Below are 22,413 nucleotides of genomic sequence, written 5' to 3'. Positions count from 1 at the left end.
CGCCGCGGCGTGCTCACCGCCACCCTGCCCGCCGACGCGCTCGACGAGCGGGTCGAGGCGGTGCTCGCCAGGCTGAGCACCGGCCCGCGCCGAGCCCTCGAACTCACCAAACGCGCCCTCAACCAGGCCACCCTGCCCGCCCTCGACCCCGCCCTGGCCGCCGAAAAGGAGGGTCAGACAGAGCTTTTGGCCTCACCGGACTACCTCGAGGGCGTCACGGCCATGCTGGGCAAGCGCAAAGCGGTCTTCGGCTAGGCGATGTCACACTCGCCCGCGCTGCGTCGTCACCCTGACGAACCGAGTGGAACAGGAGTACGACAATGCGAATCGCGGTCATCGGAGCGAGTGGGCGAATCGGCGGAGCGGTGGCCGAGGTGCTGAAAGATCGGGGTCACGAGGTGGTTCCGATCACCCGCGGCGGTGGGGTCGACGTGCATTCCGGCGAGGGTCTGGCCGCGGCGCTGCGCGGGGTCGACGTGGTGGTCGACGCGGCGAATGCGGCCACCACCGAAACCGCCGCCGTCACCGAGTTTTTCGGCACGGTGGCCCACAATGTGCAGCGCGAGGCGGCCGCGGCGGGTGTGCGGCATATCGTGCTGGTCTCGATCATCGGCATCGACCGTTTCAGCGGCGGGCACTACGCGGGCAAGCTCGCCCACGAGCGCGCCTACCTCGAAGGTCCGCTGCCGGTCCGCATCCTGCGCGCGGCCCAGTTCCACGAGTTCGCCGGAATGATGATCGACTGGACCACCCGGGGCGATACCGCCTACATCCCCAAGGTGCGCACCCAACTGGTGGCCGCCGCCACGGTCGCCGAGCGGCTCGCCGATCTCGCCACCGCCGAAACCGCCCCCGCGCGAACGGAAGTGGCGGGCCCGCAGGCGCTGAACCTGGTCGACGCGGCCGCCGCGCTGATCGCCCGTCGCGGCGGACCGGCCCATGTCGAGGAGATCGTCGACACCGCCGATCCCGATCACGAGACGCAAGCCGGTGACGCCCTGCTGGCGGGTCCGGACACGATCATCGCGGGTCCGACCTTCGCCGAATGGCTCGACCAGCAGTACCCCGCGCAACCATCCCACTGATCTTGCTGGCTCGCCAGGCGATAGGCTGTTGCTATGGCTTACCTGGTGACCGGGGCAACCGGGTGGATCGGGCGCTTCCTCATCCCCGAGTTGCTGAAGCGTAGCGACGAGGTGCACGTTCTGGTGCGCCCCGGGGCCGACTCGGCCTATCGGTTCGATCGGTGCGCGCGCGAATGGGCCGGCGGGGATCGGGTGCGGGCGGTGCGGGGCGATCTCGAGGCGCCCGGACTCGAGATCGATCCGGATTGGCTTGTCCGCCACCGCGGTTCGATCGAGCACATCTTCCATCTGGCGGCCGGTTATGACGCGGGCGCGCCGGGCAGCGCTACCCGCAATCTGGTCGAGATCGCGGAGCGGCTGGAAGCGGGTGCGCTGCACCATGTTTCGACCGTCGAGGTGGCGGGTTCGGCCGAGGGGCTCTACACCGAGGACATGTTCGACGTGGGCCAGGTGTTGCTCACGCCCTATCAGCGCGCCTCCTTCGAGGCCGAGCGAGTGATTCGCGATCAGACTCGGGTGCCGTGGCGAATCTATCGGCCCTCCATCGTGATCGGCCACTCCCGCACCGGCGAGATCGATCGCATCACCGGCCCGTACTACTTCTTCCGGCTGCTGCGCATGGCCGCCCAGCTGCCCCGGCTGTTACCGCTGGTGGTGCCCAAACTCGGCGAAACCAATATGGTCCCGGTCGATTTCGTGACCCGCGCCCTGGATCACATCGCCCATCTGCCCGATACCGGCGCCACCACCTACCATCTGGTCGATCCGCGCCGCCAGACCGCGGCCGATGTGCTCAACCTGTTCGCCGATCAGGCCGGGGCGCCGCATCTGCTGGAGGTCATGCCCAAGGAGTCGCTGGACGTGCTCATGCGGGTGCCCGGGGTGAGCTGGGTGCTGCCGCGGCTGGGTGTGCCGCGAGATGTGCTGGAGCACAGCGAATTCGGCTGCTGGTTCGACTGCCGCAATACCACCACGGCCCTGACCGGCACCGATATCAGCGTGCCGCCGCTAGCCGCCTATGCCCCGATCGTCTGGAAGTATTGGATCGAGAACTGGGTCTGAGGGCGCGTATTCGTAACCCACCCAGCGATTGCGATTGGCCCAACCCACCAGATCGAACCGCCAGCGGAACGGCCAGGTGCGCGCGACCGTCATGAACAGCACAGCCCCGAGCGCCGCGTAATCGTCGTGCGCGGACAGCAGCGCGCGTTGCTGGCGGGGGGAGGCGGTGAAGAACGCGTCGAACATCGCCGTCGACTGCGCGGTGGTGAGCCTGCCCAGTCCATACAGCCCACGCTCGCGCATCCAATACACCAGCCGCGCCCGCGGGGGCCACAGCAGCCGGATCGGATCCTTACCCGCGCGCACCGCCTCGATCGCGGTGTCGACCAGGGCCAGCGAATCGGCCACGCTGTAGCCGGTGCACGGATGCATCATTCCGCCGCGCGAGCCGAAGGGGACGGCCATCGATGTGCCCGGCCGCGGCGGCGGTTGATCCAGCGGATAGTGCGCGGCTTCGGTCGGCTCGTCGCCGGTGAGCCGAATGCCGTGCGCGGCGAGCCGGTTCAGCGTGCGGCGGCGCAGTTCGCGCTGCGGCATCCCGCCGCGCAGGCCGAGGCTGGTCTCCTCGAAGATCACCGTGCCGTCGCCCAGCGGCACCGCGTACAGGAACGACGGCGGTTCGCCGGGCCCCGCGCCGTTCTCGTTGCGCCAATCCAGCAGCAGCCCCTCGCCCTCGCCGATCATGGGCGCGGCCCGCTCGGCATCGACGAAGATGCCGTGCGCGCTCGCGGTGCGGCGCGCGCCGGGGACGGGCAGCCCGCGGGTGTCGAAGACGGTATCGGCGGTGACGACCGTATCGTCGTTCAACTCCACCCGATGCGCCCCGACCGCGGTGGCCCGCCCGGTCAGCACGGTCGCGTCGTCGAGCGGCAGCGCCTCGCGCAGACCGGCTTTGGACAGGACACAGTACGGCCGCCTGATCCGGTGCTCGGCCCCGGTCCACACCGTGGGCGCCTCGATCCGAGCCGCGATCGCCGACTGCGGCAGCCACCGCGGCAATTCGTCGACCCAGCAGGAATAGGTGGGTACCCACGGGCGCTCGGGTCGCGGATCCACCACCGCCACCTCGAACCCCGCCCGCGCCGCGCGATGCGCCAAGGCCCGACCCGTGGGCCCGAGCCCCACCACACAGATATCCACCCGGACCCGCCGACCTGTCATGCGTGACATTCAATCAAGACCTTCTGATCGTGTTTGTACCGCCTCGTGTTACGCCCCGAAAAATCTTGTCCCAGCAAATTCCGTCGTGAAATCCGTTGGGCGCGTTCATAACCTGATTCCGGACGCCGAGGGGTGTTCCGTGCGAGTGTGGGTACGCCCTGGAGAGTAGATATGAACGACGCTCGCTGTGGGCGTAGGCGGCGCTGGGCCGCCTGGATGGGAACAATGGCCGCGGTCGTCGCGGCCGCGAGTGTGCTGGTCATACCGGTCGCGGATGCCCAATCGGATGATTCCGCGATCCTCGCGGTGAAAACCGATGACGCGAGGCATCAGACATTGACCGTGCATTCCGCGGCCATGGCGGCGGATATTCCGGTGGAGGTGCAGCGGGCCGCCGATCAGAGCGCACCGCGTCCGGTGCTGTACATGCTGCTCGGCGCGGGCGGCGGCGTGGACGGCGCGACCTGGGCGTCGAAAACCGATGCCTGGCAATTCCTTTCCGATAAGAACGTGAATGTCGTCACACCCATCGGCGGCATGTTCAGTTATTACGCCGATTGGGAGCGCGACGATCCGCGGCTGGGCCGCAACAAATGGCGCACCTTCCTGACCCAGGAATTGCCACCGCTGGTGAATCAATATCTGAACGCCAACGGCCGCAACGGCATCGTGGGTTATTCCATGTCGGGCACCACCACCCTCGCACTGGCCGCCACCTCGCCGGAGCTGTATCAGGCCGTCGCCTCCTACAGCGGCTGTGCGCAGACCAGCGATCCCGTCGGCCACGAATTCGTCCGGCTCACCGTCGAGGAGTGGGGTCTGGCGAATGTACAGAACATGTGGGGTCCGCCCGGCGATCCGAATTGGGTCCGCAACGACCCCTATGTTCAGGCCGAGGGGTTGCGCGGTAAGGCGATCTACATCTCCAACGGCAGCGGGCTGCCCGGCGGCTACGACGTCTACAACGGCAAGTACTCGCTGCAGGGCCCTTGGGGGTACGCCAATCAGCTCGTGCTCGGCGGCATCATCGAGGCCGGCACCGATTTCTGCGCCCGCAATATGCAGAAGCGGCTCGACGGCCTGGGCATCCCGGCCACCTACAACTTCCGTCCCACCGGCACCCATTCCTGGGGTTACTGGGAGGACGATCTGAAGGATTCCTGGCCCGTGCTGGCGGCCGGACTGGGGGTGTAGGGATGCGTCGCATCGTGCGGCGACTTGCCGCGGCGTTGTCGATCCTGGTCGCGGCGATGATCGCGCTGGTTCCGGCCGCGGCCGAGCCCCTGGAGCTCCCGGAGGTGCCGGGCGCCAACGACCTCTCCTGCCGTCCCGCGCCGGATAAGCCGAACCCCGTTGTGCTGGTTCATGGTTCGGCCACCGACGCGGTGAACAGCTGGACCACGCTCGCGCCCGCCCTGCGCAAACAGGGATACTGCGTCTTCGCCGCCAATCTCGGCCGCGCGGCGGTGCTGACGACCAGCGCCAGCGCGACCCCGAATGCGGCCTGGCCGGGTCTGGGTCCGATCGGCGCGGCACTGTCGGGCCGCACGCTCTACGGCGTCGCCGATATCGCCACCTCGGCCGCGGAACTGGCCGGTTTCGTGGCCACCGTGCGCGCCGCGACAGGTGCGGAACGCGTTGCGCTGGTGGGGCATTCGACCGGCGGCACGATCGTCCGGGCGTTCCTGAAGGCGCATCCGGCCGAGGCCGACACCGTGGTGACCCTCGGCACCCCCTATCGCGGTTCGGATTTCGCCGAACTGCCCGCGAAGTATCCGGACCTGGCCTCGCTGGGTATGGACGGACCGCATATCGCGGCGCAGGTGTTCGGCAACGCGGGCGTGCAGCAGACCATGGGCTCGGCGGTGCTGATGCAGCTCAACTGGCCGGTCGAGACCGTGCCGGGAGTGCGCTTCACCGCCATCGCCAGCCATGACGACGAGGTGATCACCCCGCCCGACACCGCCCTGCTGGCCGTGCCGCTCGGCGCGGACCGCAATGTGTGGGTGCAGGACGGCTGTGCCGCCCACACCGTCGACCACGGTCATCTGCTGGTGGATCCGCACACCACGGCCCTGGTCGCCGCGGCGCTGGCCGGTACGCCCTTCCCGGCCTGCTGAGGCGGATCGCTACTTGGGCGTCACCCAGGTGGTGATGTCCGCGTGGACCACCTCGCGGCCGGTCTTGTCGTAGATCGCCACCGGAACGACCAGATCCCGGCCTTCGGTGATCTGGTCGAAATCCGGCACCTCGGCCAGTTCCGCGATCGCGCGCAGACCGGTGTCGGCCTTGGTCAGGTACTGCACGTTCATCGCCTTGGGGATCCAGCGGTGGGTGGTGGGAACCGTTGCCTCGCTGAGCATTCCCATGGCCACCTCGGCCAGATTGCACGCCGCGATGGCGTGGAAGGTGCCCAGATGATTGTGGATGCCGAACCACTTCGGGGCGGTCACCTCGCACAGCCCGGGCTCGAGTCGCACGACGGTCGGCAGCACGGTGCCGAAATAGGGCACCCGGGCGACCATCCCCAGCGAGAACAGCGTGTGGCCCAGCCGGTTGTCGGGCAGCTTCTTCCAGCCGCGGAAGGTGCTCGTATCTTTCGTCATGAGCGTATCTTACTTCGGAGTAAGTTCCGGCGCGATCTTCCGGCAATTCGGGCGGTGGCGGGCGCTTTGTTCTGCTACGTTGAGCGCGCACGCCGAGGGGGCGTCGCCGGGGGGCCGACGCCGATCAGTCGGCGTTTTTGGAGCTCGAATTCTCATGCGTATCCGTACTGTCGTCGCGACGCTCGGGACCGCTGTGGTCGGCGGGGCGATCGCCGCGACCGTCACCGCGGGCCCGGCCGCGGCCTTCAAACCGGTCATCAACGATCCCAGCGGGATCATCGTGGGTGTCGGCCTCGACCACAACGAGACCGTCGCGGTCGCGAACAGCCCGATTCCCGCCGTGCTGAAACAGGTCTTCCCGCACACCCAGTACTGGATGGATCCCGCATCCCAGCTGCCGCAGGACGATTACTACGTCTATGCCGATCTGCCCGCGGTGTTCACCGAGGCCGCCCGCGCCCCGCACGGCCAGATCGGCTTCGCCGTGGTGAATCCGGCCATGTACCAGGGTCACAACGCCATCGTCGTGCAGGGTCTGGGCTGACCCACTAGAGGGAAACCCCGAATCCCCGCGAGCGGCAGTCACTCTCGCGGGGGAGTCGGAATCACCTCGCGGTGTGATGTCCGGCGGTCGGGTCGGTTCCTACGATGAGGCCGTGACCGCTGCCAGACGAATCGTCCGACGCGGCCTCGTCTTCGCCGCCGGTCTCGTCGTACTCGTCGTGGGAACCCCGGTGGCCGTGGCCGATTCGCCGTCCTTCGGCGGTGACGTGTCGGTGGCCCAGACGCTCGGGGACCGCGAACTCACCGTCGTACTGCGCCGGATCACCTCGCTGCCCGGGCCGTTGCGCGTCGACGTCGTCACCCATGCGGGCACTCCGGCCGGCCGGCTCGCGGTGGCGGCGATACCGTTCGGCGCCGCGAAGAATCGGCCCGATCCGGGTGTGCCGTCCGCGCGCGGTGCGATCGAACTCGCCGCCGCGACGGGTATGTACTCCACCGATCTCACCGTCGACCGCCCGGGACCGTGGGAGCTCACGATCGATGACGGCTCCCGTGTCGCGCGCATTCCGTTCGCGGTGCCCGCGCAGGTCACCTCGCCGCCGGAGCGGCTGGTCTACGGGGGATTCCTGATCGCCGGTGTGCTGCTGCCGATTTCGGTGCTGGTCGCGGTCCGGGCCCGCCGCACGGCCTGGGCGCTGATCCCCGCGGGCGGCATGGTGGCCGGGGTCGCGGTGGCGATCACCGCGGCGCTGCTGTCCTCGACCCTACCCATGCCGCCGCAGCCGGGCGCACAACTCGATCCGAGCGTCGCGAATCTCACCGATCCCTACGATCTCGGGCAGCCGCAGCAGGCGGATTATTCGCGCCCGCCGGTCATGCTGCGCGTCGGTGGTGAGCCGTTGATCGCGGGACGGCCGGGTGAGCTGCGCCTGGACGTCGTCGACGCCGCCACCGGTGCGGCCGTGGACGATCTGACGATCCACGACAGCGCCCTGATGCATCTGCTGGTCGTCGGACCGGGCGGGGAACTGCGGCATCTGCACCCCGTGCGCGTCGCACCCGGTCGCTACGAGGCGCATCTGACACCGTCGACGCCCGGCCGCTACGCATTGTCGGCCGAACTGGCCCGGCGCGGGGGCGGTGTGCAATCGGTGCGCGCGGCAACCGGTTTCACGGTCGGTGGCGGTCCCGCCGGGGCGACGGTGAATCCCGTTCGGCTGGGCGCGAATACGACGATGGGCTCGACCGTCGTCGGCGACGTCCCGATCACCGTCACCGCGACATCGGGGCACGCCGGGTCGCCGATCACGCTGTCCGCCCGCTTCGGCGACCACGCCGAACTGCAACCGTGGCTCGGCATGGTCGGTCACATGATCGTCGCCGGGCCGATCGGTGGCGACGCCGATATCGGTGCGGCGGTCCAGGATTCGCCAGTCTGGGGCCACGCGCACTCGATGGGCGGGGCCGCGCCGATGCCCGGTGGCCACGATATGGCGGGCATGCACGATATGCCCGGCATGGCCGGACACGCCTCCGGCGGGGCCATGTTGATGCCGCCGGTCAACGGCGACAGCGCACCCGATGAGACCGTCGCCGCCTACGGCCCGGATGTGCCGTTCACCTACACCTTTCCCGAGCCCGGCCGCTACCGCGTATGGATCCAGGCGGAGCGGAACTACACCGTGCTCACCGTGCCGATCGTGCTGGAGGTTCCGCGATGACCACCGACGCCGCACGCTGTACCTCGATGCGCGTCGCCGCCCTCGCCGCCGTGGTGATCCTCGTCCTCGCGGGCATTCTCTGGCTGCTGTGGCCCAGTCCACCCGGCTCGCTGACGTTGCGCTCGGGCACCGCCCGGCATCTGGTGACGGTGACCGTCGCCCATCCCCGCCTGGGCGACAGCGCGCTGGACATCGACCTCACCGATCACGACGGCCGCGTGGTCGACACCATGGTGCATCTGCAGGTGATCGATCCGCGCATGGGTTACGCCGCACCGGTGGTGATGGCGAAACCCGTGCGCCCCGGGCGGTTTCACGTCCCGGCGGTGTCGTTCATGTCGACCGGGCCCTGGGAGCTGCGGCTGACGCTGAGCCCGGCCGATGGTGACGACGACCGAATCGGCCTGCCGCTGTGGATATCCGGATGAATCCCGCTGCGCGCATCAGGAAGGAAGACACGCCATGAGCACCATCACGTCACCCGCACCGCTCGCCGTGGCCGAGACCACGGGCACCGTCGATCGCCTCGGCGCCCTTGTAGTCCTGCTCGGCACCGTCGTCACCACGGTCGGGGTGAGCTGGGACATCCAGTGGCACGACGAGGTCGGCCCGGACACCTTCTTCACGCTGCCGCATCTGTTCCTCTACTCCGGCAGCGCGATAGCCGGATTCGCGAGCCTTGCCATGGTGATCGCGGCCACCGCGGCCCAGCGCGCGGGACGGCCGATACCGCGCGGCGGCGGCGCTCCCGTCCGGGTGTTCGGGGGCGCGCTGACCGTGCCGCTGGGCTATATGGTCTCCGGCGCGGGCGCGGCGCTGTTCCTGCTCTACGGCCTGCTGGATCTGGAATGGCATTCGATCTACGGCTTCGACGCGGTGCTCTACACGCCCTCGCATGTGGCGCTGTTCCTATCGATGACCATCACGATGATCGGCGGCGTCATCGTCTTCGCCGCGCATCGTGACGAAATATGGGGTCGGCTCGGCTTGCTCGCCGCGCTCGCGGTGCTGGTCTCGCATATGCCGATTCCGTTCGTGGCGCTGCAGAAGCTGCAGCTGCCCGTACCGCCGATGCTGTGCGGAGTGGCGCTCTGCTCGTCGATGTTGTTGATCATCGGGGCCCTCGTGCTCGCCCGACCGGGCGCGGCGATCGCGGTCGCGGCCGCGGTCGGTGCGTTGCAGGCCGCGCTGTGGTGGTTCTCGCCGTGGGCCGCGGAGGCATACGCCGCGGCGACCGGACTGCCGCTGCGGGACGGGCTCGACGGGATCGTCCCGGGTTTCCCGAGTCTGATGCCGATGTTCCTGGGCGTGGGCGCGCTCGTCGTCGAGGCGGTGTTCTGGTGGGCGCGCTCGCGCGAGCGCGATGTCCGCAAGGTGCTGCCGCTGCTCGGCGCGGTCGTCGGCCTGCTGGTGGCCGCGAGCATGCCGGTGCAGTTCGCCCTGGTCGGCGGCGGCCGGATCGATATCACCGGACTCGTCACCCTCGCCCTGATCGGTATTCCGCTCGGCCTGCTCGCGGGATTGCTCGCCGCCCGTTTCGCCGTCATGCTGCGTACCCTCGCCCCCGCCAAGGAGATTCGCTGATGTTGCGCCGAATCGTTCTCGCCGTCGCGGCCGTGGCCGCGGTGTCGCTGCTCACCGCGGGTCCGGCCGCGGCCTATGCCCCCGTGGACATCGTGCACACCGAACGCGTGCAAGCCGGGCCCTACACCGTGACCGTCGGCTTCTCCACCTGGCCGATTCGGGCCATGCGCTCGCTGGATTTCGTCTTCATGCCCGAGGGTGGCATCGCCGGTAAAACGGGTGAGCTGACCGTGAAGGGCCCGGGCGTATTCCGCGGCGAGCGGACCAATCCGCTCGTCCGGCACCCGCGCAAACTCGATTCGTGGGGCCTGGATGTGAAGGCCTACGACAATCCGGGCGACTACAGTTTCGGCTTCGCCATCGACGGGCCGCAGGGGCACGGCGAGGGGACACTGGCCGGAGTGCGGGTACTGGATCAGCCGGGGCCGCCGCTGCCGTTGAGTTGGACCATCGGGCTGCTGCCGCTCGCGGGGTTGATCGTGTTCGTCGCGGTAGTGTGGCGAAAGACCCGGCCGGGGCGCGCGGAACTGCGCGTCTGAGCCTGCCTCTCCCACGTCATCTTTGTCCTCGCCCGCTTTTGGCGAGGGTCACACGGACCCCGATTTGAAGTCGTAGGAGCCCGTCGGGCATACTGTTCGGGTTGCCTGCACCGGGTGGCGTCTGTCCATTGGATATACGACCTGATCGGAGCGGGCGAGCAGTACCCACTTTGTATCCCGTCGAGTCCGGCGCGGGTACGTCCGGGACACCGTTCCGAGGCCAATGGAAGTTATTCCGAGGCCGAAGAATGAGCGGCGGCGCGACACGCCCGACCGCGTGGACCGGAAGAACCATGACAGATGAACAGCGGCGATGGATCGGGTCCATGTTTCCCCGGTCGTTGGTTTGAGACGGATTGCGTCTGCTGTGACTTCTTCGGGTTCGGGCATGCAAATGAGGGTGCTTCGGGAGGCGACTCCCGGAACACGACGAAAGCGGAGAAAAGGACACTCAGCGTGGCGGGACAGAAGATCCGCATCAGGCTCAAGGCCTACGACCATGAGGCGATCGACGCGTCTGCGCGCAAGATCGTCGAGACGGTGACCCGCACCGGTGCCCGTGTCGTCGGGCCCGTGCCGTTGCCGACCGAGAAGAACGTGTACTGCGTCATCCGTTCGCCGCACAAGTACAAGGACTCGCGCGAACACTTCGAGATGCGCACCCACAAGCGGCTGATCGACATCCTCGACCCGACGCCGAAGACGGTTGATGCCCTCATGCGCATCGACCTGCCGGCCAGTGTCGACGTCAACATTCAGTGACGGGGACTTCGAATATGACTGACAACAAGAGCCGTCCGGCCGCGGGCATCCTGGGCACCAAGCTCGGCATGACCCAGGTCTTCGACGACAAGAACCGCGTCGTTCCCGTGACCGTCGTCAAGGCGGGCCCGAACGTCGTGACCCAGATCCGCACGGTCGAGCGCGACGGCTACTCCGCCGTCCAGGTCGCCTTCGGCGCGATCGACCCCCGCAAGGTGACCAAGCCGGTCTCCGGACAGTTCGCCAAGGCGGGCGTCACCCCTCGTCGCCACGTCGTGGAGATCCGCGTCGCCGACGCCTCGCAGTTCGAGGTCGGCCAGGAGATCAGCGCCGATGTGTTCGAAGAGGGCGCCTACGTCGACGTCACCGGCACCTCCAAGGGCAAGGGCTTCGCGGGCACCATGAAGCGCCACGGCTTCCGTGGCCAGGGCGCCTCGCACGGTGCGCAGGCCGTGCACCGCCGTCCGGGTTCGATCGGTGGTTGCTCCACCCCGGGTCGCGTGTTCAAGGGCATGCGCATGTCCGGCCGGATGGGTAACGACCGCGTCACCACGCAGAACCTCTCGGTCCACAAGGTGGACGCCGAGAACGGTCTGCTGCTGATCAAGGGCGCGATCCCGGGTCGCAAGGGCGGCATCGTGATCGTCAAGAGTGCAGTGAAGGGTGGTGCCCGGGCATGAGCACCGAGACCAAGACCAACCTGACGCTTCCGGTCAAAGAGCCGGGCGGCAAGACCAACGGCACCGTCGAACTCCCCGCGGAGATCTTCGACGTGACCGCCAATATCGCGCTGATGCACCAGGTCGTCGTGGCCCAGCAGGCCGCGGCTCGCCAGGGCACGCACTCCACCAAGACCCGCGGTGAGGTCTCCGGCGGCGGCAAGAAGCCGTACCGCCAGAAGGGCACCGGTCGCGCCCGTCAGGGTTCGACCCGCGCACCGCAGTTCGCCGGTGGTGGCACCGTGCACGGTCCGAAGCCGCGCGACTACTCGCAGCGCCTGCCGAAGAAGATGAAGGCCGCCGCACTGCGTGGCGCCCTGTCGGACCGCGCGCGCAACGAGCGTATCCACGTGATCACGGAACTGGTTGCGGGACAGACTCCCTCGACCAAGTCGGCGAAGACCTTCCTGGCCGAGCTCACCGACCGCAAGAAGCTGCTGGTCGTGGTGGGCCGCGAGGATCTCGCCGCCTGGAAGAGTGTCGCGAACCTGCAGAACGTGCACCCGATCGCGCCGGACCAGCTCAACACGTACGACGTGCTGAACAGCGACGACGTCGTGTTCAGCGTGGAGGCCCTGAACGCCTTCGTGCACGGGCCCGCTGAGGCTGCACAGGAGGAGAGCAAGTGACTACGATCGCCGACCCCCGCGACATTCTGCTGGCGCCGGTCATCTCGGAGAAGTCCTACGGACTGATCGAGGAGGGCACCTACACGTTCGTGGTGCACCCGGACGCGAACAAGACGCAGATCAAGATCGCCGTCGAGAAGGTTTTCGGCGTGAAGGTGACCAGCGTCAACACCGCCAACCGTCAGGGCAAGCGCAAGCGGACCCGCTTCGGTTACGGCAAGCGCAAGGACACCAAGCGCGCGCTCGTGACCCTCTCGGCCGACAGCAAGCCCATCGAGATCTTCGGAGGCCCGGTCGCGTAAGCGGCGGGGAATCCAGAAAGTAGAGAAGAACTCATGGCTATCCGTAAGTACAAGCCGACTACGCCGGGCCGTCGTGGCGCCAGCGTCTCGGACTTCGCCGAGATCACCCGGTCGACCCCCGAGAAGTCGCTGCTGCGCCCGCTGAGCAAGTCCGGCGGTCGTAACGCGCACGGCCGCATCACGACTCGTCACCGCGGTGGCGGTCACAAGCGTGCCTACCGCATCATCGACTTCCGTCGCCTGGACAAGGACGGCATCCCGGCCAAGGTCGCGCACATCGAGTACGACCCCAACCGGACCGCGAATATCGCGCTGCTGCACTTCAAGGACGGCGAGAAGCGCTACATCATCGCGCCCAAGGGCATCAAGCAGGGCACGGTCGTCGAGTCCGGCCCCGCGGCCGACATCAAGCCCGGCAACAACCTGCCGCTGCGCTCGATCCCGACCGGTACCACCGTCCACGCGGTGGAGCTGCGTCCGGGCGGCGGCGCCAAGATGGCCCGTGCCGCCGGCATGAGCATTCAGCTGCTGGGTAAGGAAGGCTCCTACGCCGTCCTGCGTATGCCCTCCGGCGAGATCCGTCGCGTCGACGTGCGCTGCCGCGCCACCGTCGGCGAGGTCGGCAACGCCGAGCAGTCGAACATCAACTGGGGCAAGGCCGGCCGTATGCGCTGGAAGGGTCGCCGCCCCACGGTCCGTGGTGTCGTGATGAACCCCGTCGACCACCCGCACGGTGGTGGTGAGGGCAAGACCTCCGGTGGTCGCCACCCGGTCTCGCCGTGGGGTCAGCCCGAGGGCCGTACTCGTAAACCCAACCGTCCGAGCGACAAGCTCATCGTCCGCCGCCGCGGCAAGAAGCGTTAAGGAGGAGGTTAAGACATGCCACGCAGCCTGAAGAAGGGCCCGTTCGTCGACGAACACCTCCTCAAGAAGGTGGACGTCCAAAACGAGAAGAACACGAAGCAGGTCATCAAGACCTGGTCGCGTCGTTCGACCATCATCCCCGATTTCATCGGGCACACCTTCGCGGTGCACGACGGTCGCAAGCACGTGCCGGTGTTCGTGTCGGAGAACATGGTTGGCCACAAGCTCGGTGAGTTTGCGCCCACCCGTACGTTCAAGAGCCACGTCAAGGAAGATCGGAAGAGTAAGCGGCGATGAGCACTGATACTCAGATCACCTCCGCGCGTGCGACCGCGAAGTTCGTTCGCGTGACGCCGATGAAGGCTCGCCGGGTCGTGGACATGGTCCGCGGCAAGCGGGTCGAGGACGCGCTGAACATCCTGAAGTTCGCGCCGCAGGCCGCGAGCGAGCCGGTCGCCAAGGTCGTCGCCTCGGCGGCGGCCAACGCGCAGAACAACTTCGGCCTGAACCCGGACACCCTGGTGATCTCGACGGCCTACGTCGACGAGGGCGCCACCCTGAAGCGGTTCCAGCCGCGTGCGCAGGGCCGGGCGTTCCGGATTCGCAAGCGCACCAGCCACATCACCATCGAGGTCGAGAGCGTCGCCAGCGCCGCCCCGGCTCGTAGCCGCCGGAAGGGAGGGGCTAAGTAAATGGGACAGAAGATCAACCCCCATGGCTTCCGCCTCGGTATCACCACCGACTGGAAGTCGCGTTGGTACGCGGACAAGCAGTACAAGGAGTACGTCAAGGAAGACGTCGCGATCCGCAAGCTCCTGGCCACGGGCATGGAGCGGGCCGGCATCTCGAAGGTCGAGATCGAGCGCACCCGTGACCGCGTGCGGGTGGATATCCACACCGCGCGTCCGGGCATCGTGATCGGCCGTCGTGGCGCCGAGGCCGACCGGATCCGCGCCGAGCTGGAGAAGCTGACCGGCAAGCAGGTGCAGCTGAACATCCTCGAGGTCAAGAACCCCGAGTCGGATGCGCAGCTGGTCGCCCAGGGCGTCGCCGAGCAGCTGTCCAACCGTGTCGCGTTCCGTCGTGCGATGCGCAAGGCCATCCAGTCGGCCATGCGTTCGCCGAACGTCAAGGGCATCCGCGTGCAGTGCTCGGGCCGCCTCGGTGGCGCCGAAATGTCGCGCTCGGAGTTCTACCGCGAGGGTCGGGTGCCGCTGCACACGCTGCGCGCCGACATCGACTACGGCCTGTACGAGGCGAGGACCACCTTCGGTCGTATCGGCGTGAAGGTCTGGATCTACAAGGGCGACATCGTCGGTGGCAAGCGTGAGGTCACCGCCAGCGCTGCCCCGTCCGGTGATCGTCGCGAGCGTCGTGAGCGGCCGAGCCGCCCCCGCCGTTCCGGTGCCCAGGGCACCACGGCGACCAGCACTGAGGCCGGGCGTTCGGGCGCCGCGACTGCGGTGGCCGACGCTCCGGCAGAGAAGCAGGAGGGCTGACCCATGCTGATGCCTCGCAAGGTCAAGTACCGCAAGCAGCATCACCCGGGCCGTTCCGGCATGGCCAAGGGCGGCACCTCGGTGGCGTTCGGCGAGTACGGCATCCAGGCTCTGGAGCCGGCCTACGTCACCAACCGTCAGATCGAGTCGGCGCGTATCGCGATGACTCGCCACATCAAGCGTGGCGGCAAGATCTGGATCAACATCTACCCGGACCGCCCGCTCACCAAGAAGCCGGCCGAAACCCGCATGGGTTCCGGTAAGGGTTCGCCGGAGTGGTGGGTCGCGAACGTCAAGCCCGGTCGGGTGATGTTCGAGATGTCTTACCCGAACGAGGAGACCGCTCGTGAGGCCCTGCGCCGCGCGATGCACAAGCTCCCGATGAAGTGCAGGATCGTGACAAGGGAGGAGCAGTTCTGATGGCTACCGGAACTCCGGCCGCAGACCTGCGCGAGCTCACCGAAGAAGAGCTCGTCGCCCGCCTGCGTGAATCGAAGGAAGAGCTGTTCAACCTGCGCTTCCAGATGGCGACCGGCCAGTTGCAGAACAACCGGCGCCTGCGTGTGGTTCGTCACGAGATCGCGCGCATCTACACGGTCATGCGCGAGCGCGAGCTCGGTCTGGCCTCGGCCCCGGCGGACAAGGGAGATGCGGCATGAGTGATGCTGCCAAGGGCCCGGCCAAGACGCCGGCCAAGCAGGAGGAGCGTAACCGCCGCAAGGTGCGCATCGGTTACGTCGTCTCCGACAAGATGAACAAGACCATCGTGGTGGAGCTCGAGGACCGGGTGCGGCACCCGCTCTACGGCAAGATCATTCGCACCACCTCGAAGGTCAAGGCCCACGACGAGAACGAGATCGCCGGCATCGGCGACCGCGTTCAGCTGATGGAGACCCGCCCCCTGTCCGCCACCAAGCGCTGGCGGCTGGTGGAGGTCCTGGAGCGGGCGAAGTAAGCCCACCCCACGGCTGACAAGTCGAGTAACGAAGGCCCGCTTCCCTTTCCGGGAGGCGGGCCTTCGCCGTATCCGCCGGTGGTAGAGGTTCGCCACGACTGGCGTGCCCGGTCCTTTCACCACCGATTCCTTTGCCGCGGTGGGTGGTTCGAAGAATGTCCGGAGGACCGCGAGGGAAACCGGACTGTGTGCGTACTCCGCCCGGGGCCGCCGGTGAGCTCGAATGAGACGAATGTCACAAATCGCCGAACGACGCGTGACGGCGAGAACCGTTACGGCCCAGCGGATATCGCATTCCGCGCGGAACAGCCGTCGATGAACCGCCCGAAAATCGCTGTGCTCCAAGCACTTCATGCGCGTATCTTCGTCGGAACGCAACCTCGACCGAAGCGAGCCGGGGAGCTATCCGGCATGACGCGGATCGCGATCGCGTAACCCTCGTGAGCGCCGACACGATACCCACACCGTATTGGCGCGCAGGGTGCTCGATTCGCTACCGTGGTCGGGCTATGAGTGGGGCAGCAACGATGACTTCCGGGGCCTGGAATATCAGCGATGGGACGGTGGTGTCCTTTCGGGACGCGACCGTGGCGTGGGCATTGGCCGCGCATGAGGTACTTGTCGAAACCGCCAGGGATTACGGGCATTTCGTGACCATCAACGAGTTGGCGGCACAGGTTCAGGAGATGTCGGGGGTGCGGACGAGCGCGCCGACCCGCACCTGGGTCGACGCCGTGCTACGCAAGGTCGCGCGCCGCTGCCACTCCGCGGGTGAGCCACCGCTGACGTCGCTGTGCGTGCGGCCCAATCACACCGTCACCGACAGCTACAAATACGTCCTCGAACTCGCGGCGCTGCCGATCCCCGAAGATATCGAAATGCACGCCGCCTACGCCCGCTGGGCGTGCTACGCCACCCACGGCACCGATGTCCCCGCGGGCGTCCCGCCGCTCACCCCGAAGGTCGCCGCCCGCCGCGGTCAGGTTCCGGCCCGTCCGGAACCGAAGCCCGAACCCGTGCGCGCCCGGGTGTGCGACGAATGTTTCATCCAGCTCCCGGCCAGCGGAGTCTGCGGCTTCTGCAACCCGTCCCGCTAGGCGTTCCGGCACCGTCGGCAGCCCGGGTGTGGGTTGTGTGGACGAATTGTGCCGACGCGCTGAGGCACAGGCGTTTCGGGGCAGACTGGCGGGGTGGACGGGACGTGGGAAGCCTGGGGTGGGGTGGTCCTCACCGCGATCGCCGCGATACCGGTGGCCGCATCGGCGGCATGGTGGTTCGCGAGACGATACGGCTGGCGGATCGCGCTGTGTGATGTCGGGATGGTGGTGGGAACCGCTCCCTGGTTGTGGATGATCCTCACGCCCAGCGGAAGTGGGCGTTCGCGCAATCTCGTGCCGCTGCGTGATCTGGCCGAACAGTGCGGCGGCGGCCGGGTGCTCGAGCAGTTCGGCGGGAATCTGCTGGTGTTCGCCGCGCTCGGATTCCTGTTGCCCGTGCGGTGGTCCCGGTTCACCCGGTCGTACCGCGTGCTCCTGGTCGGCGCGGGTGCTTCGATCGTGGCGGAGACGGCGCAGTTCGCGCTGGCGATCGGCCGTCACTCATCCGTGGACGATGTGCTGTTGAATGCGGCCGGTGCGTACCTGGCGGCCCAACTCTCCCGCCCGTGGTGGGCAGGTTCGATAGACACCGGGCGATACACCGACGAGCTCGGTGAATCGAATCTCGAAGCTACGTTGTGACGAACAGCCGATCGCCGCACGCACCTCGTCGACCTCGAGATCCCCGCACCGCAGCAGTTCCACGGCCCGCTCGATGCGGCGGGCCATGAGATACGAGTACGGCGACACGCCGTAGGCGAGTTCGAATCTATGCCCGAGCTGTCCGCCGGACAGCTGCGCGTCGCGGGCCAGCGCCTCGACATCCAGCGGCAGCGCGTACTCCCGATCGATCCGATCGCGAATCGCGCGCAGTTGGACGAGTTCGCGAAGATATTGTGCGGCAGCGGCATTGAGGGCCATGCACATGATCGTTTCTCCTGGACGCGGCGAAGGTGTCGATCTCGACGCTAAGCCCGGTTCGATGACGTCCGCTTCTCGATTCCTGACCGTTCTGCCCGATCGTGATCACGGCACAGCCCGATCGATCTCCGCGCGCACCGCGGGCCAGGCCGGGGAATCGGGATCCATCAATTGAAAGTGGTCCACCCCGGCCAATTCCACCAATTCCGCCCCGGTCTTCGCGCAGTAGTCGCGTGACATCTCCACCGGCACTCGTTGATCGAGCTCGCCGTGCACGACGATCACCGGAACCGGGACGGGCCCGAGGGTGATCGGCTCGGCGACGGCATAGCGATCGCCGAATCGGTCCGGCCCGCCGCCCAGGAATTCCGCCACGGCGTCCTCGCCGCTGCCGAGCCGATACGCCTCGGCGAGATCGGTGACCGGGGCGAGGGCCACGATTCCGGCGATCGGCGGCAACTCCTCCCGAAACCAGGAATTGCGGCTGGGCAGGCGATGTCGCAACATCGCCCAGAGGGCGAGATGTCCGCCCGCGGAGTGTCCGACGGCCACGATGCGGGTGCGATCGATCCGACCCGGCGCGGCCGTCTCGACCAGCTCGGGCAGGCTGTCGAGGGCCGCGGCGACATCGGTGAAGGTCAGCGGCCACCCGCCGTCCCCGCCCGCACGCCGATATTCGATATTGGCCACCGCCGCGCCGCCCGCCACGAGGGCCCGCGCGACACCCGTCGCGTACTCCCTTCCGACCCGCTGCCGCCAGAATCCGCCGTGCAGCAGCAAAATCAAAGGGGCGGACGCGTTTTCGGGTAGATACAGGTCGGCCACCTGATCCGGATGGGACCCGTAGGCGAGGGTTGTCGTCGTCACGCCTATAGACTGCGCCGAGTTCTCTCTCGGCAATGCGCTTTCGAAATACCTGTAACCCCCGAAACGAACGGATGGCGATGGTATGGCTGATGAAACAGTGCTGGTGACCGGTGGTACGGGCTTTCTGGCCACGCGATGCCTGGCCCAGGCCCTGAACGAGGGCCATCGGGTCCGAACCACGGTACGGAATGCGGCTGCGGCCGAAGGGATTCGGGAACAACTCGCCGAAGCGGGCGCGTCGGACGCCGCCGCGCTCGAGGTGGTGACGGCCGATCTGACCGCCGACGCGGGCTGGGCGGAGGCGGTCGCGGGCTGCACCCGGGTGCTGCATACCGCCTCGCCCATGCCGTGGGTTCAGCCGCAGGATCCGGACGAGGTGATCATCCCGGCCCGCGACGGTACGATCCGCGTCCTGCGCGCGGCCCGCGACGCCGGGGTGCGCAGGGTCGTCTTCACCTCCTCCTTCGGTGCCGTGGGCTACGGCCACAAGGACACCAAGCGGCCGTTCACCGAGGAGGATTGGACCAACCTCGACGACCCCACGACCCCGCCCACCATCCGATCGAAGACCCTCGCGGAAATGGCGGCCTGGGATTTCATCGACCGTGAGGGCGGCGATCTGGAGCTGACCGTGGTGAATCCGGCGGGCATCTTCGGACCCGTCCTCGGTCCGCGGTATTCGAGCGCGATCTCGCTGCTGCTCAAGCTGATCGACGGCACCTCCCCGGCGGTGGTGCCGGTGTCGTTCTCCGTCGCCGATGTGCGCGATGTCGCCGATCTGCATCTGCGCGCCATGGTCCATCCGGCCGCCGCGGGGCAGCGCTTCATCGCCTCGGGCGGTGACGCGATCGGCTTGGACAAGGTCGCGACGATGTTGCGCAAACGGCTCGGCTCCGACGGCGACCGCGTGCCGACCAAGCAGATGCCGATGTGGATGTTCAAGGCCGCGGCCAAGATGGCCCCCGGATCGGGTGAACTCGCCGCCAATGTGGGCAAGGTACGACGGCTGACCAATGCCAAGGCTCGCGAAACATTCGGCTGGACACCGCGTTCCATGGACGACACCCTCGTCGAGACCGCCCGCAGCCTGCTCGATCGCGGTCTGGTCGGAGCGCCGCTGATCATGGGATAAATCCGTGGCGTCGAGACGGGTATCCGTGCCAAGCTCACACGAATGCGGTCCTATCGGGAGGTCCTGAGTACCGCGGCGGTGCGTAATGTGCTGCTGCTGGGAGCGTTGGTACGGATCCCGTTCTTCGCCGGCACCGTCATGCTGGCCCTTCATGTGGTGCAGACGCTGCACGGCTCCTATGCCCAGGCCGGGCTGCTGAGTACCGTCGTCACCCTCTGCACGGCGGTGAGCGGGCCCTGGCGCGGGCGGTTGCTGGATCGGTTCGGGCTGCGGCGCACGATCGTGCCGTCGATCGTCATCGGTGCCGTCTGCTGGTCGGTGGGGCCGTTCGTCGGCTATGTGCCGTTGCTCGTACTCGCCGCTGTCGCAGGGCTTTTCGATATTCCGATCTTCACCGTGGTGCGGCAGGCGGTGATCGCGGCCACCTCGGAGCGGACCCGGCAGTCGGCGCTGGCGCTGGAGTCGGTGTCGGTGGAGGCGGCGTTCATGGTCGGCCCGGTCGTGGGCGTCGCGGCGACCGCGGTCGGGTCGACCTCGCTGGTGCTGTTCTGCGCGCAGTGGGCCCACATTCTCGCTGGAGTGCTGGTGTGGGTGCTGAATCCGCCGCTGCGCACCGAGGCCGAGCGGGCCGCGCGGGCGGTGCCGCGGCGGGAATGGTTCCGGATCGAATTCGTCGCGCTGTGCGTGGGCGCGAGTGCGGCGGTGGCGGTGCTCGCCGGATCCGAGCTCACTTTCGTCTCGGCGCTGCGGGAATTCGGGGCGCAGCGGTGGCTGGGTCTGGTGATGGCCGTATGGGGGTTCGGCTCGTTGGCGGGCGGGCTCGTCTACGGTGCGATGCATCGGTCGGTGTCGACCTACATCCTGCTCGCGGGGCTGGGTGCGGTGACGCTGCCGATGGCCTTCGCGACCGGGCCGCTCGCACTGGGGATCACCGGATTCATCGCGGGTGTGCTGTGCGCGCCGACCCTCACCGCCTCGGTCGACCAGATGAGCCGGATCGTGCCCGAGGGCGGGCGCGGGGAGGCGTTCGGCTGGCACGGGGCCGCGCTGACGCTGGGCAATGGCATCGGCAGTTCGCTGGCCGGAGTGGCCATCGATGCCGGTGGATTCTCGGCCGCATTCGGGGCGATGGCGGCGCTGGGAATAGGCGCGGGCGTCGGGTTGGCGGTATTGGTCCGGCTGGTCGCGCGGTCGCGTACCCGAGAGTATGTGTCCGCGTAGTGAATTGCATGACCTCCGATTTGTTTCGAGTGGCGCTTTTCGGGGTATAGGGGTGTCGACGCGCGGATACCGGAGCGTGGGATGGGGTTCGCCGGGCGTTAAGATGGCCCGACTCGAGTGGGGCCGAGATCGAATCGAGATCTGCCAGGTTCGGGCTGTGTCGTTTTGTCCAAATTTTCGGCGCGTCGACCGCGCGTAGCGGTAGCAGGATGCCACTCGGTCGAATACGCTTCGCGCGGAGAAACCGCCTATTGGAGGGATATTGACCACCACCCCGAGCACGCTCGAGCGCGGCGACGGGGGAACCGATGGCCGGCGAACGGTGCCCCTGACGCAGCTGATCCACCTCATGGCCGAGTACGAGAAGCTGGGCGCCCACCGGCAGACGTTCCAGCCGGCGCCGATCAGCAACGACACGGTCGTGCGTGGCTGCGCGCTGGTGGCGGGCGGTCTGCTGGTCGTCGGGGTCATCTGCGCGGCAGCGGGTTCGCTCGTGGGCAGTGCGGTGATCGGCGCCCTCGCGGTGGCTCCGCTCGTGGTCATGGGCCTGCGCAGTCAGCACAATCGGCACAGTCGCGGGGCCCGCCTGGATCTGTTCGATCACGGTATGACGGTGTACCAGCACGGCGAGGAGATCGTCGCATTCCGTTGGGACACAGTCGAAGTGCGGCAGCTGGTCATCCCGTTCCGCCCGGCCGACGCCGCGGCGACCGACTATTCCTTCAGCGTCAGCGGGCCCGGCGGTATGCGGGCCGAATTCGACGAGCACCTGTTCGCCGACGCTCGCGAATGGGGACCGCACATCCAATCCGCCGTCACCGCAACGCAATTACCGCGCGTGGTCGCCAGCATCGACTCCGAACATACGGTGAATTTCGGTGAAATCGCCGTATGTCTGGAGGATATCCGGCACGCGGGCGGGGCGTACGCGTGGGAACGGGTGCAGACCATCGACTCCCGTGACGGGATGGTCCGCATCAAGGTCGACGGCCGGTGGGTCTCGCTGGCCCCCGTGGGCACGATCCCCAACTTCTACATTTTCAACGAAGTCGCCGAGCGACTGCGGATCGCCGCCGCGATGGACCAGGTGGCGCTCGAGGCGGTGGTCTACGAGGACGAATCCGACACCGCCGCTTCGGATGTCGAGGGCGAGGGTCGCGCGCGCGAGGTGTCGTAGCCCCGA

28 protein-coding genes and 2 pseudogenes are annotated in these 22,413 nt (G+C 67.7%); 26 read left to right on the top strand and 4 right to left on the bottom strand.

From position 1 onward, the window contains the following. From NP4_RS41750 to NP4_RS27505, 3 genes and pseudogenes are all read left to right on the top strand, one after another. Positions 1-255, top strand: a pseudogene (locus NP4_RS41750) (enoyl-CoA hydratase); the annotation flags it as partial. A gap of 65 nt (positions 256-320) precedes the next feature. Beyond that, entirely contained in the window at positions 321-1,085 is a 765-nt protein-coding gene (locus tag NP4_RS27510) for an SDR family oxidoreductase (protein ID WP_068003814.1), read from the top strand. 33 nt (positions 1,086-1,118) lie between these two features. Beyond that, the gene (locus NP4_RS27505) at positions 1,119-2,147 is read left to right on the top strand and encodes an SDR family oxidoreductase (protein ID WP_068003812.1); all 1,029 of its coding nucleotides are present in this window, start codon (positions 1,119-1,121) and stop codon (positions 2,145-2,147) included. On the opposite strand, the gene NP4_RS27500 is transcribed toward NP4_RS27505, so the two are convergent. Continuing rightward, positions 2,094-3,317 (bottom strand): lycopene cyclase family protein, encoded by a 1,224-nt coding sequence (locus NP4_RS27500; RefSeq protein ID WP_114755763.1) that lies wholly within the window; start codon positions 3,315-3,317, stop codon positions 2,094-2,096. The two genes, NP4_RS27505 and NP4_RS27500, sit on opposite strands and share 54 nt — an antisense overlap. A gap of 162 nt (positions 3,318-3,479) precedes the next feature. On the opposite strand from NP4_RS27500, the gene NP4_RS27495 reads away from it, so the two are divergent. Both NP4_RS27495 and NP4_RS27490 read left to right on the top strand, forming a co-directional pair. Continuing rightward, entirely contained in the window at positions 3,480-4,502 is a 1,023-nt protein-coding gene (locus tag NP4_RS27495) for an alpha/beta hydrolase (protein ID WP_068003805.1), read from the top strand. 2 nt (positions 4,503-4,504) lie between these two features. Further along, positions 4,505-5,428 (top strand): esterase/lipase family protein, encoded by a 924-nt coding sequence (locus NP4_RS27490; protein WP_068003802.1) that lies wholly within the window; start codon positions 4,505-4,507, stop codon positions 5,426-5,428. A 9-nt stretch (positions 5,429-5,437) separates the two neighbouring features. Here NP4_RS27490 and NP4_RS27485 read toward each other — a convergent pair whose 3' ends face one another. After that, positions 5,438-5,914 (bottom strand): hotdog fold domain-containing protein, encoded by a 477-nt coding sequence (locus NP4_RS27485; protein ID WP_068003798.1) that lies wholly within the window; start codon positions 5,912-5,914, stop codon positions 5,438-5,440. 154 nt (positions 5,915-6,068) lie between these two features. Here NP4_RS27485 and NP4_RS27480 point away from each other — a divergent pair, with 154 nt between their 5' ends. The 18 genes and pseudogenes from NP4_RS27480 to NP4_RS42810 form a co-directional block, all read left to right on the top strand. Next, positions 6,069-6,458 (top strand): hypothetical protein, encoded by a 390-nt coding sequence (locus NP4_RS27480; protein ID WP_068003794.1) that lies wholly within the window; start codon positions 6,069-6,071, stop codon positions 6,456-6,458. Between the two features lie 112 nt (positions 6,459-6,570). Beyond that, positions 6,571-8,139, top strand: coding sequence for a DUF8832 domain-containing protein (locus NP4_RS27475; protein WP_245998296.1), 1,569 nt, complete (start codon positions 6,571-6,573; stop codon positions 8,137-8,139). Continuing rightward, the gene (locus tag NP4_RS27470; RefSeq protein WP_068003791.1) at positions 8,136-8,567 is read left to right on the top strand and encodes a hypothetical protein; all 432 of its coding nucleotides are present in this window, start codon (positions 8,136-8,138) and stop codon (positions 8,565-8,567) included. The genes NP4_RS27475 and NP4_RS27470 overlap by 4 nt, the downstream gene beginning before the upstream one ends. A 34-nt stretch (positions 8,568-8,601) precedes the next feature. Further along, positions 8,602-9,723, top strand: coding sequence for a hypothetical protein (locus tag NP4_RS27465; RefSeq protein ID WP_082876274.1), 1,122 nt, complete (start codon positions 8,602-8,604; stop codon positions 9,721-9,723). Continuing rightward, complete coding sequence (locus NP4_RS27460) at positions 9,723-10,262, top strand: hypothetical protein (RefSeq protein WP_114755762.1); 540 nt, start codon at positions 9,723-9,725, stop codon at positions 10,260-10,262. Before NP4_RS27465 ends, NP4_RS27460 begins: the two co-directional genes overlap by 1 nt. A 456-nt stretch (positions 10,263-10,718) precedes the next feature. After that, entirely contained in the window at positions 10,719-11,024 is a 306-nt protein-coding gene (gene rpsJ, locus NP4_RS27455; protein WP_003938093.1) for a 30S ribosomal protein S10, read from the top strand. Positions 11,025-11,038: 14 nt separating this feature from the next. Further along, the gene (rplC, locus tag NP4_RS27450) at positions 11,039-11,704 is read left to right on the top strand and encodes a 50S ribosomal protein L3 (protein ID WP_068003767.1); all 666 of its coding nucleotides are present in this window, start codon (positions 11,039-11,041) and stop codon (positions 11,702-11,704) included. Beyond that, the gene (gene rplD / locus NP4_RS27445; protein WP_068003765.1) at positions 11,701-12,372 is read left to right on the top strand and encodes a 50S ribosomal protein L4; all 672 of its coding nucleotides are present in this window, start codon (positions 11,701-11,703) and stop codon (positions 12,370-12,372) included. Before rplC ends, rplD begins: the two co-directional genes overlap by 4 nt. After that, the gene (gene rplW / locus NP4_RS27440; RefSeq protein WP_062507087.1) at positions 12,369-12,674 is read left to right on the top strand and encodes a 50S ribosomal protein L23; all 306 of its coding nucleotides are present in this window, start codon (positions 12,369-12,371) and stop codon (positions 12,672-12,674) included. Before rplD ends, rplW begins: the two co-directional genes overlap by 4 nt. A gap of 33 nt (positions 12,675-12,707) precedes the next feature. Further along, the gene (gene rplB / locus NP4_RS27435; RefSeq protein ID WP_068003762.1) at positions 12,708-13,538 is read left to right on the top strand and encodes a 50S ribosomal protein L2; all 831 of its coding nucleotides are present in this window, start codon (positions 12,708-12,710) and stop codon (positions 13,536-13,538) included. A 15-nt stretch (positions 13,539-13,553) separates the two neighbouring features. Beyond that, positions 13,554-13,835, top strand: coding sequence for a 30S ribosomal protein S19 (gene rpsS / locus NP4_RS27430; RefSeq protein WP_024800475.1), 282 nt, complete (start codon positions 13,554-13,556; stop codon positions 13,833-13,835). Further along, positions 13,832-14,230 carry a 50S ribosomal protein L22 gene (rplV, locus tag NP4_RS27425; RefSeq protein ID WP_068003757.1) on the top strand — a complete coding sequence of 133 codons (399 nt, stop codon included), beginning with the start codon at positions 13,832-13,834 and terminating at the stop codon, positions 14,228-14,230. The genes rpsS and rplV overlap by 4 nt, the downstream gene beginning before the upstream one ends. Further along, positions 14,231-15,037 (top strand): 30S ribosomal protein S3, encoded by an 807-nt coding sequence (gene rpsC / locus NP4_RS27420; protein WP_068003754.1) that lies wholly within the window; start codon positions 14,231-14,233, stop codon positions 15,035-15,037. A 3-nt stretch (positions 15,038-15,040) separates the two neighbouring features. Then, positions 15,041-15,457, top strand: coding sequence for a 50S ribosomal protein L16 (gene rplP, locus NP4_RS27415; protein ID WP_062507079.1), 417 nt, complete (start codon positions 15,041-15,043; stop codon positions 15,455-15,457). Further along, positions 15,457-15,696: a 50S ribosomal protein L29 gene (gene rpmC / locus NP4_RS27410; protein WP_062507077.1), complete on the top strand. Its 240-nt coding sequence runs from the start codon at positions 15,457-15,459 to the stop codon at positions 15,694-15,696. The genes rplP and rpmC overlap by 1 nt, the downstream gene beginning before the upstream one ends. Next, complete coding sequence (rpsQ, locus tag NP4_RS27405) at positions 15,693-15,992, top strand: 30S ribosomal protein S17 (RefSeq protein ID WP_068003753.1); 300 nt, start codon at positions 15,693-15,695, stop codon at positions 15,990-15,992. Before rpmC ends, rpsQ begins: the two co-directional genes overlap by 4 nt. Positions 15,993-16,501: 509 nt before the next feature. Continuing rightward, complete coding sequence (locus tag NP4_RS27400; RefSeq protein WP_245998295.1) at positions 16,502-17,089, top strand: hypothetical protein; 588 nt, start codon at positions 16,502-16,504, stop codon at positions 17,087-17,089. Between the two features lie 222 nt (positions 17,090-17,311). Then, positions 17,312-17,584 (top strand): annotated as a pseudogene (locus NP4_RS42810) (VanZ family protein); the annotation flags it as partial. Between the two features lie 6 nt (positions 17,585-17,590). Here NP4_RS42810 and NP4_RS40255 read toward each other — a convergent pair. Together NP4_RS40255 and NP4_RS27385 are read right to left on the bottom strand one after the other, a co-directional pair. Further along, positions 17,591-18,010, bottom strand: coding sequence for a helix-turn-helix transcriptional regulator (locus NP4_RS40255; protein WP_082876276.1), 420 nt, complete (start codon positions 18,008-18,010; stop codon positions 17,591-17,593). Positions 18,011-18,115: 105 nt separating this feature from the next. Beyond that, complete coding sequence (locus NP4_RS27385; RefSeq protein WP_068003744.1) at positions 18,116-18,877, bottom strand: alpha/beta hydrolase; 762 nt, start codon at positions 18,875-18,877, stop codon at positions 18,116-18,118. A gap of 82 nt (positions 18,878-18,959) precedes the next feature. On the opposite strand from NP4_RS27385, the gene NP4_RS27380 reads away from it, so the two are divergent. From NP4_RS27380 to NP4_RS27370, 3 genes are all read left to right on the top strand, one after another. Further along, the gene (locus tag NP4_RS27380) at positions 18,960-20,009 is read left to right on the top strand and encodes an SDR family oxidoreductase (RefSeq protein ID WP_068003743.1); all 1,050 of its coding nucleotides are present in this window, start codon (positions 18,960-18,962) and stop codon (positions 20,007-20,009) included. Positions 20,010-20,051: 42 nt separating this feature from the next. Continuing rightward, a complete protein-coding gene (locus NP4_RS27375) occupies positions 20,052-21,230 on the top strand; it encodes an MFS transporter (RefSeq protein WP_068003741.1) in 1,179 nt (392 codons plus the stop codon). A 262-nt stretch (positions 21,231-21,492) separates the two neighbouring features. Then, on the top strand, positions 21,493-22,407 hold the full coding sequence (locus NP4_RS27370) for a DUF6585 family protein (protein WP_068003737.1): 915 nt from the start codon (positions 21,493-21,495) through the stop codon (positions 22,405-22,407). Positions 22,408-22,413: the final 6 nt, after the last annotated feature.

The organism is Nocardia pseudobrasiliensis NBRC 108224, from assembly GCF_001613105.1.
GTDB lineage: Bacteria > Actinomycetota > Actinomycetes > Mycobacteriales > Mycobacteriaceae > Nocardia > Nocardia pseudobrasiliensis.
Note: the sequence above shows the minus strand (reverse complement) of the source record. Positions and strands in the feature narration are given on the sequence as shown.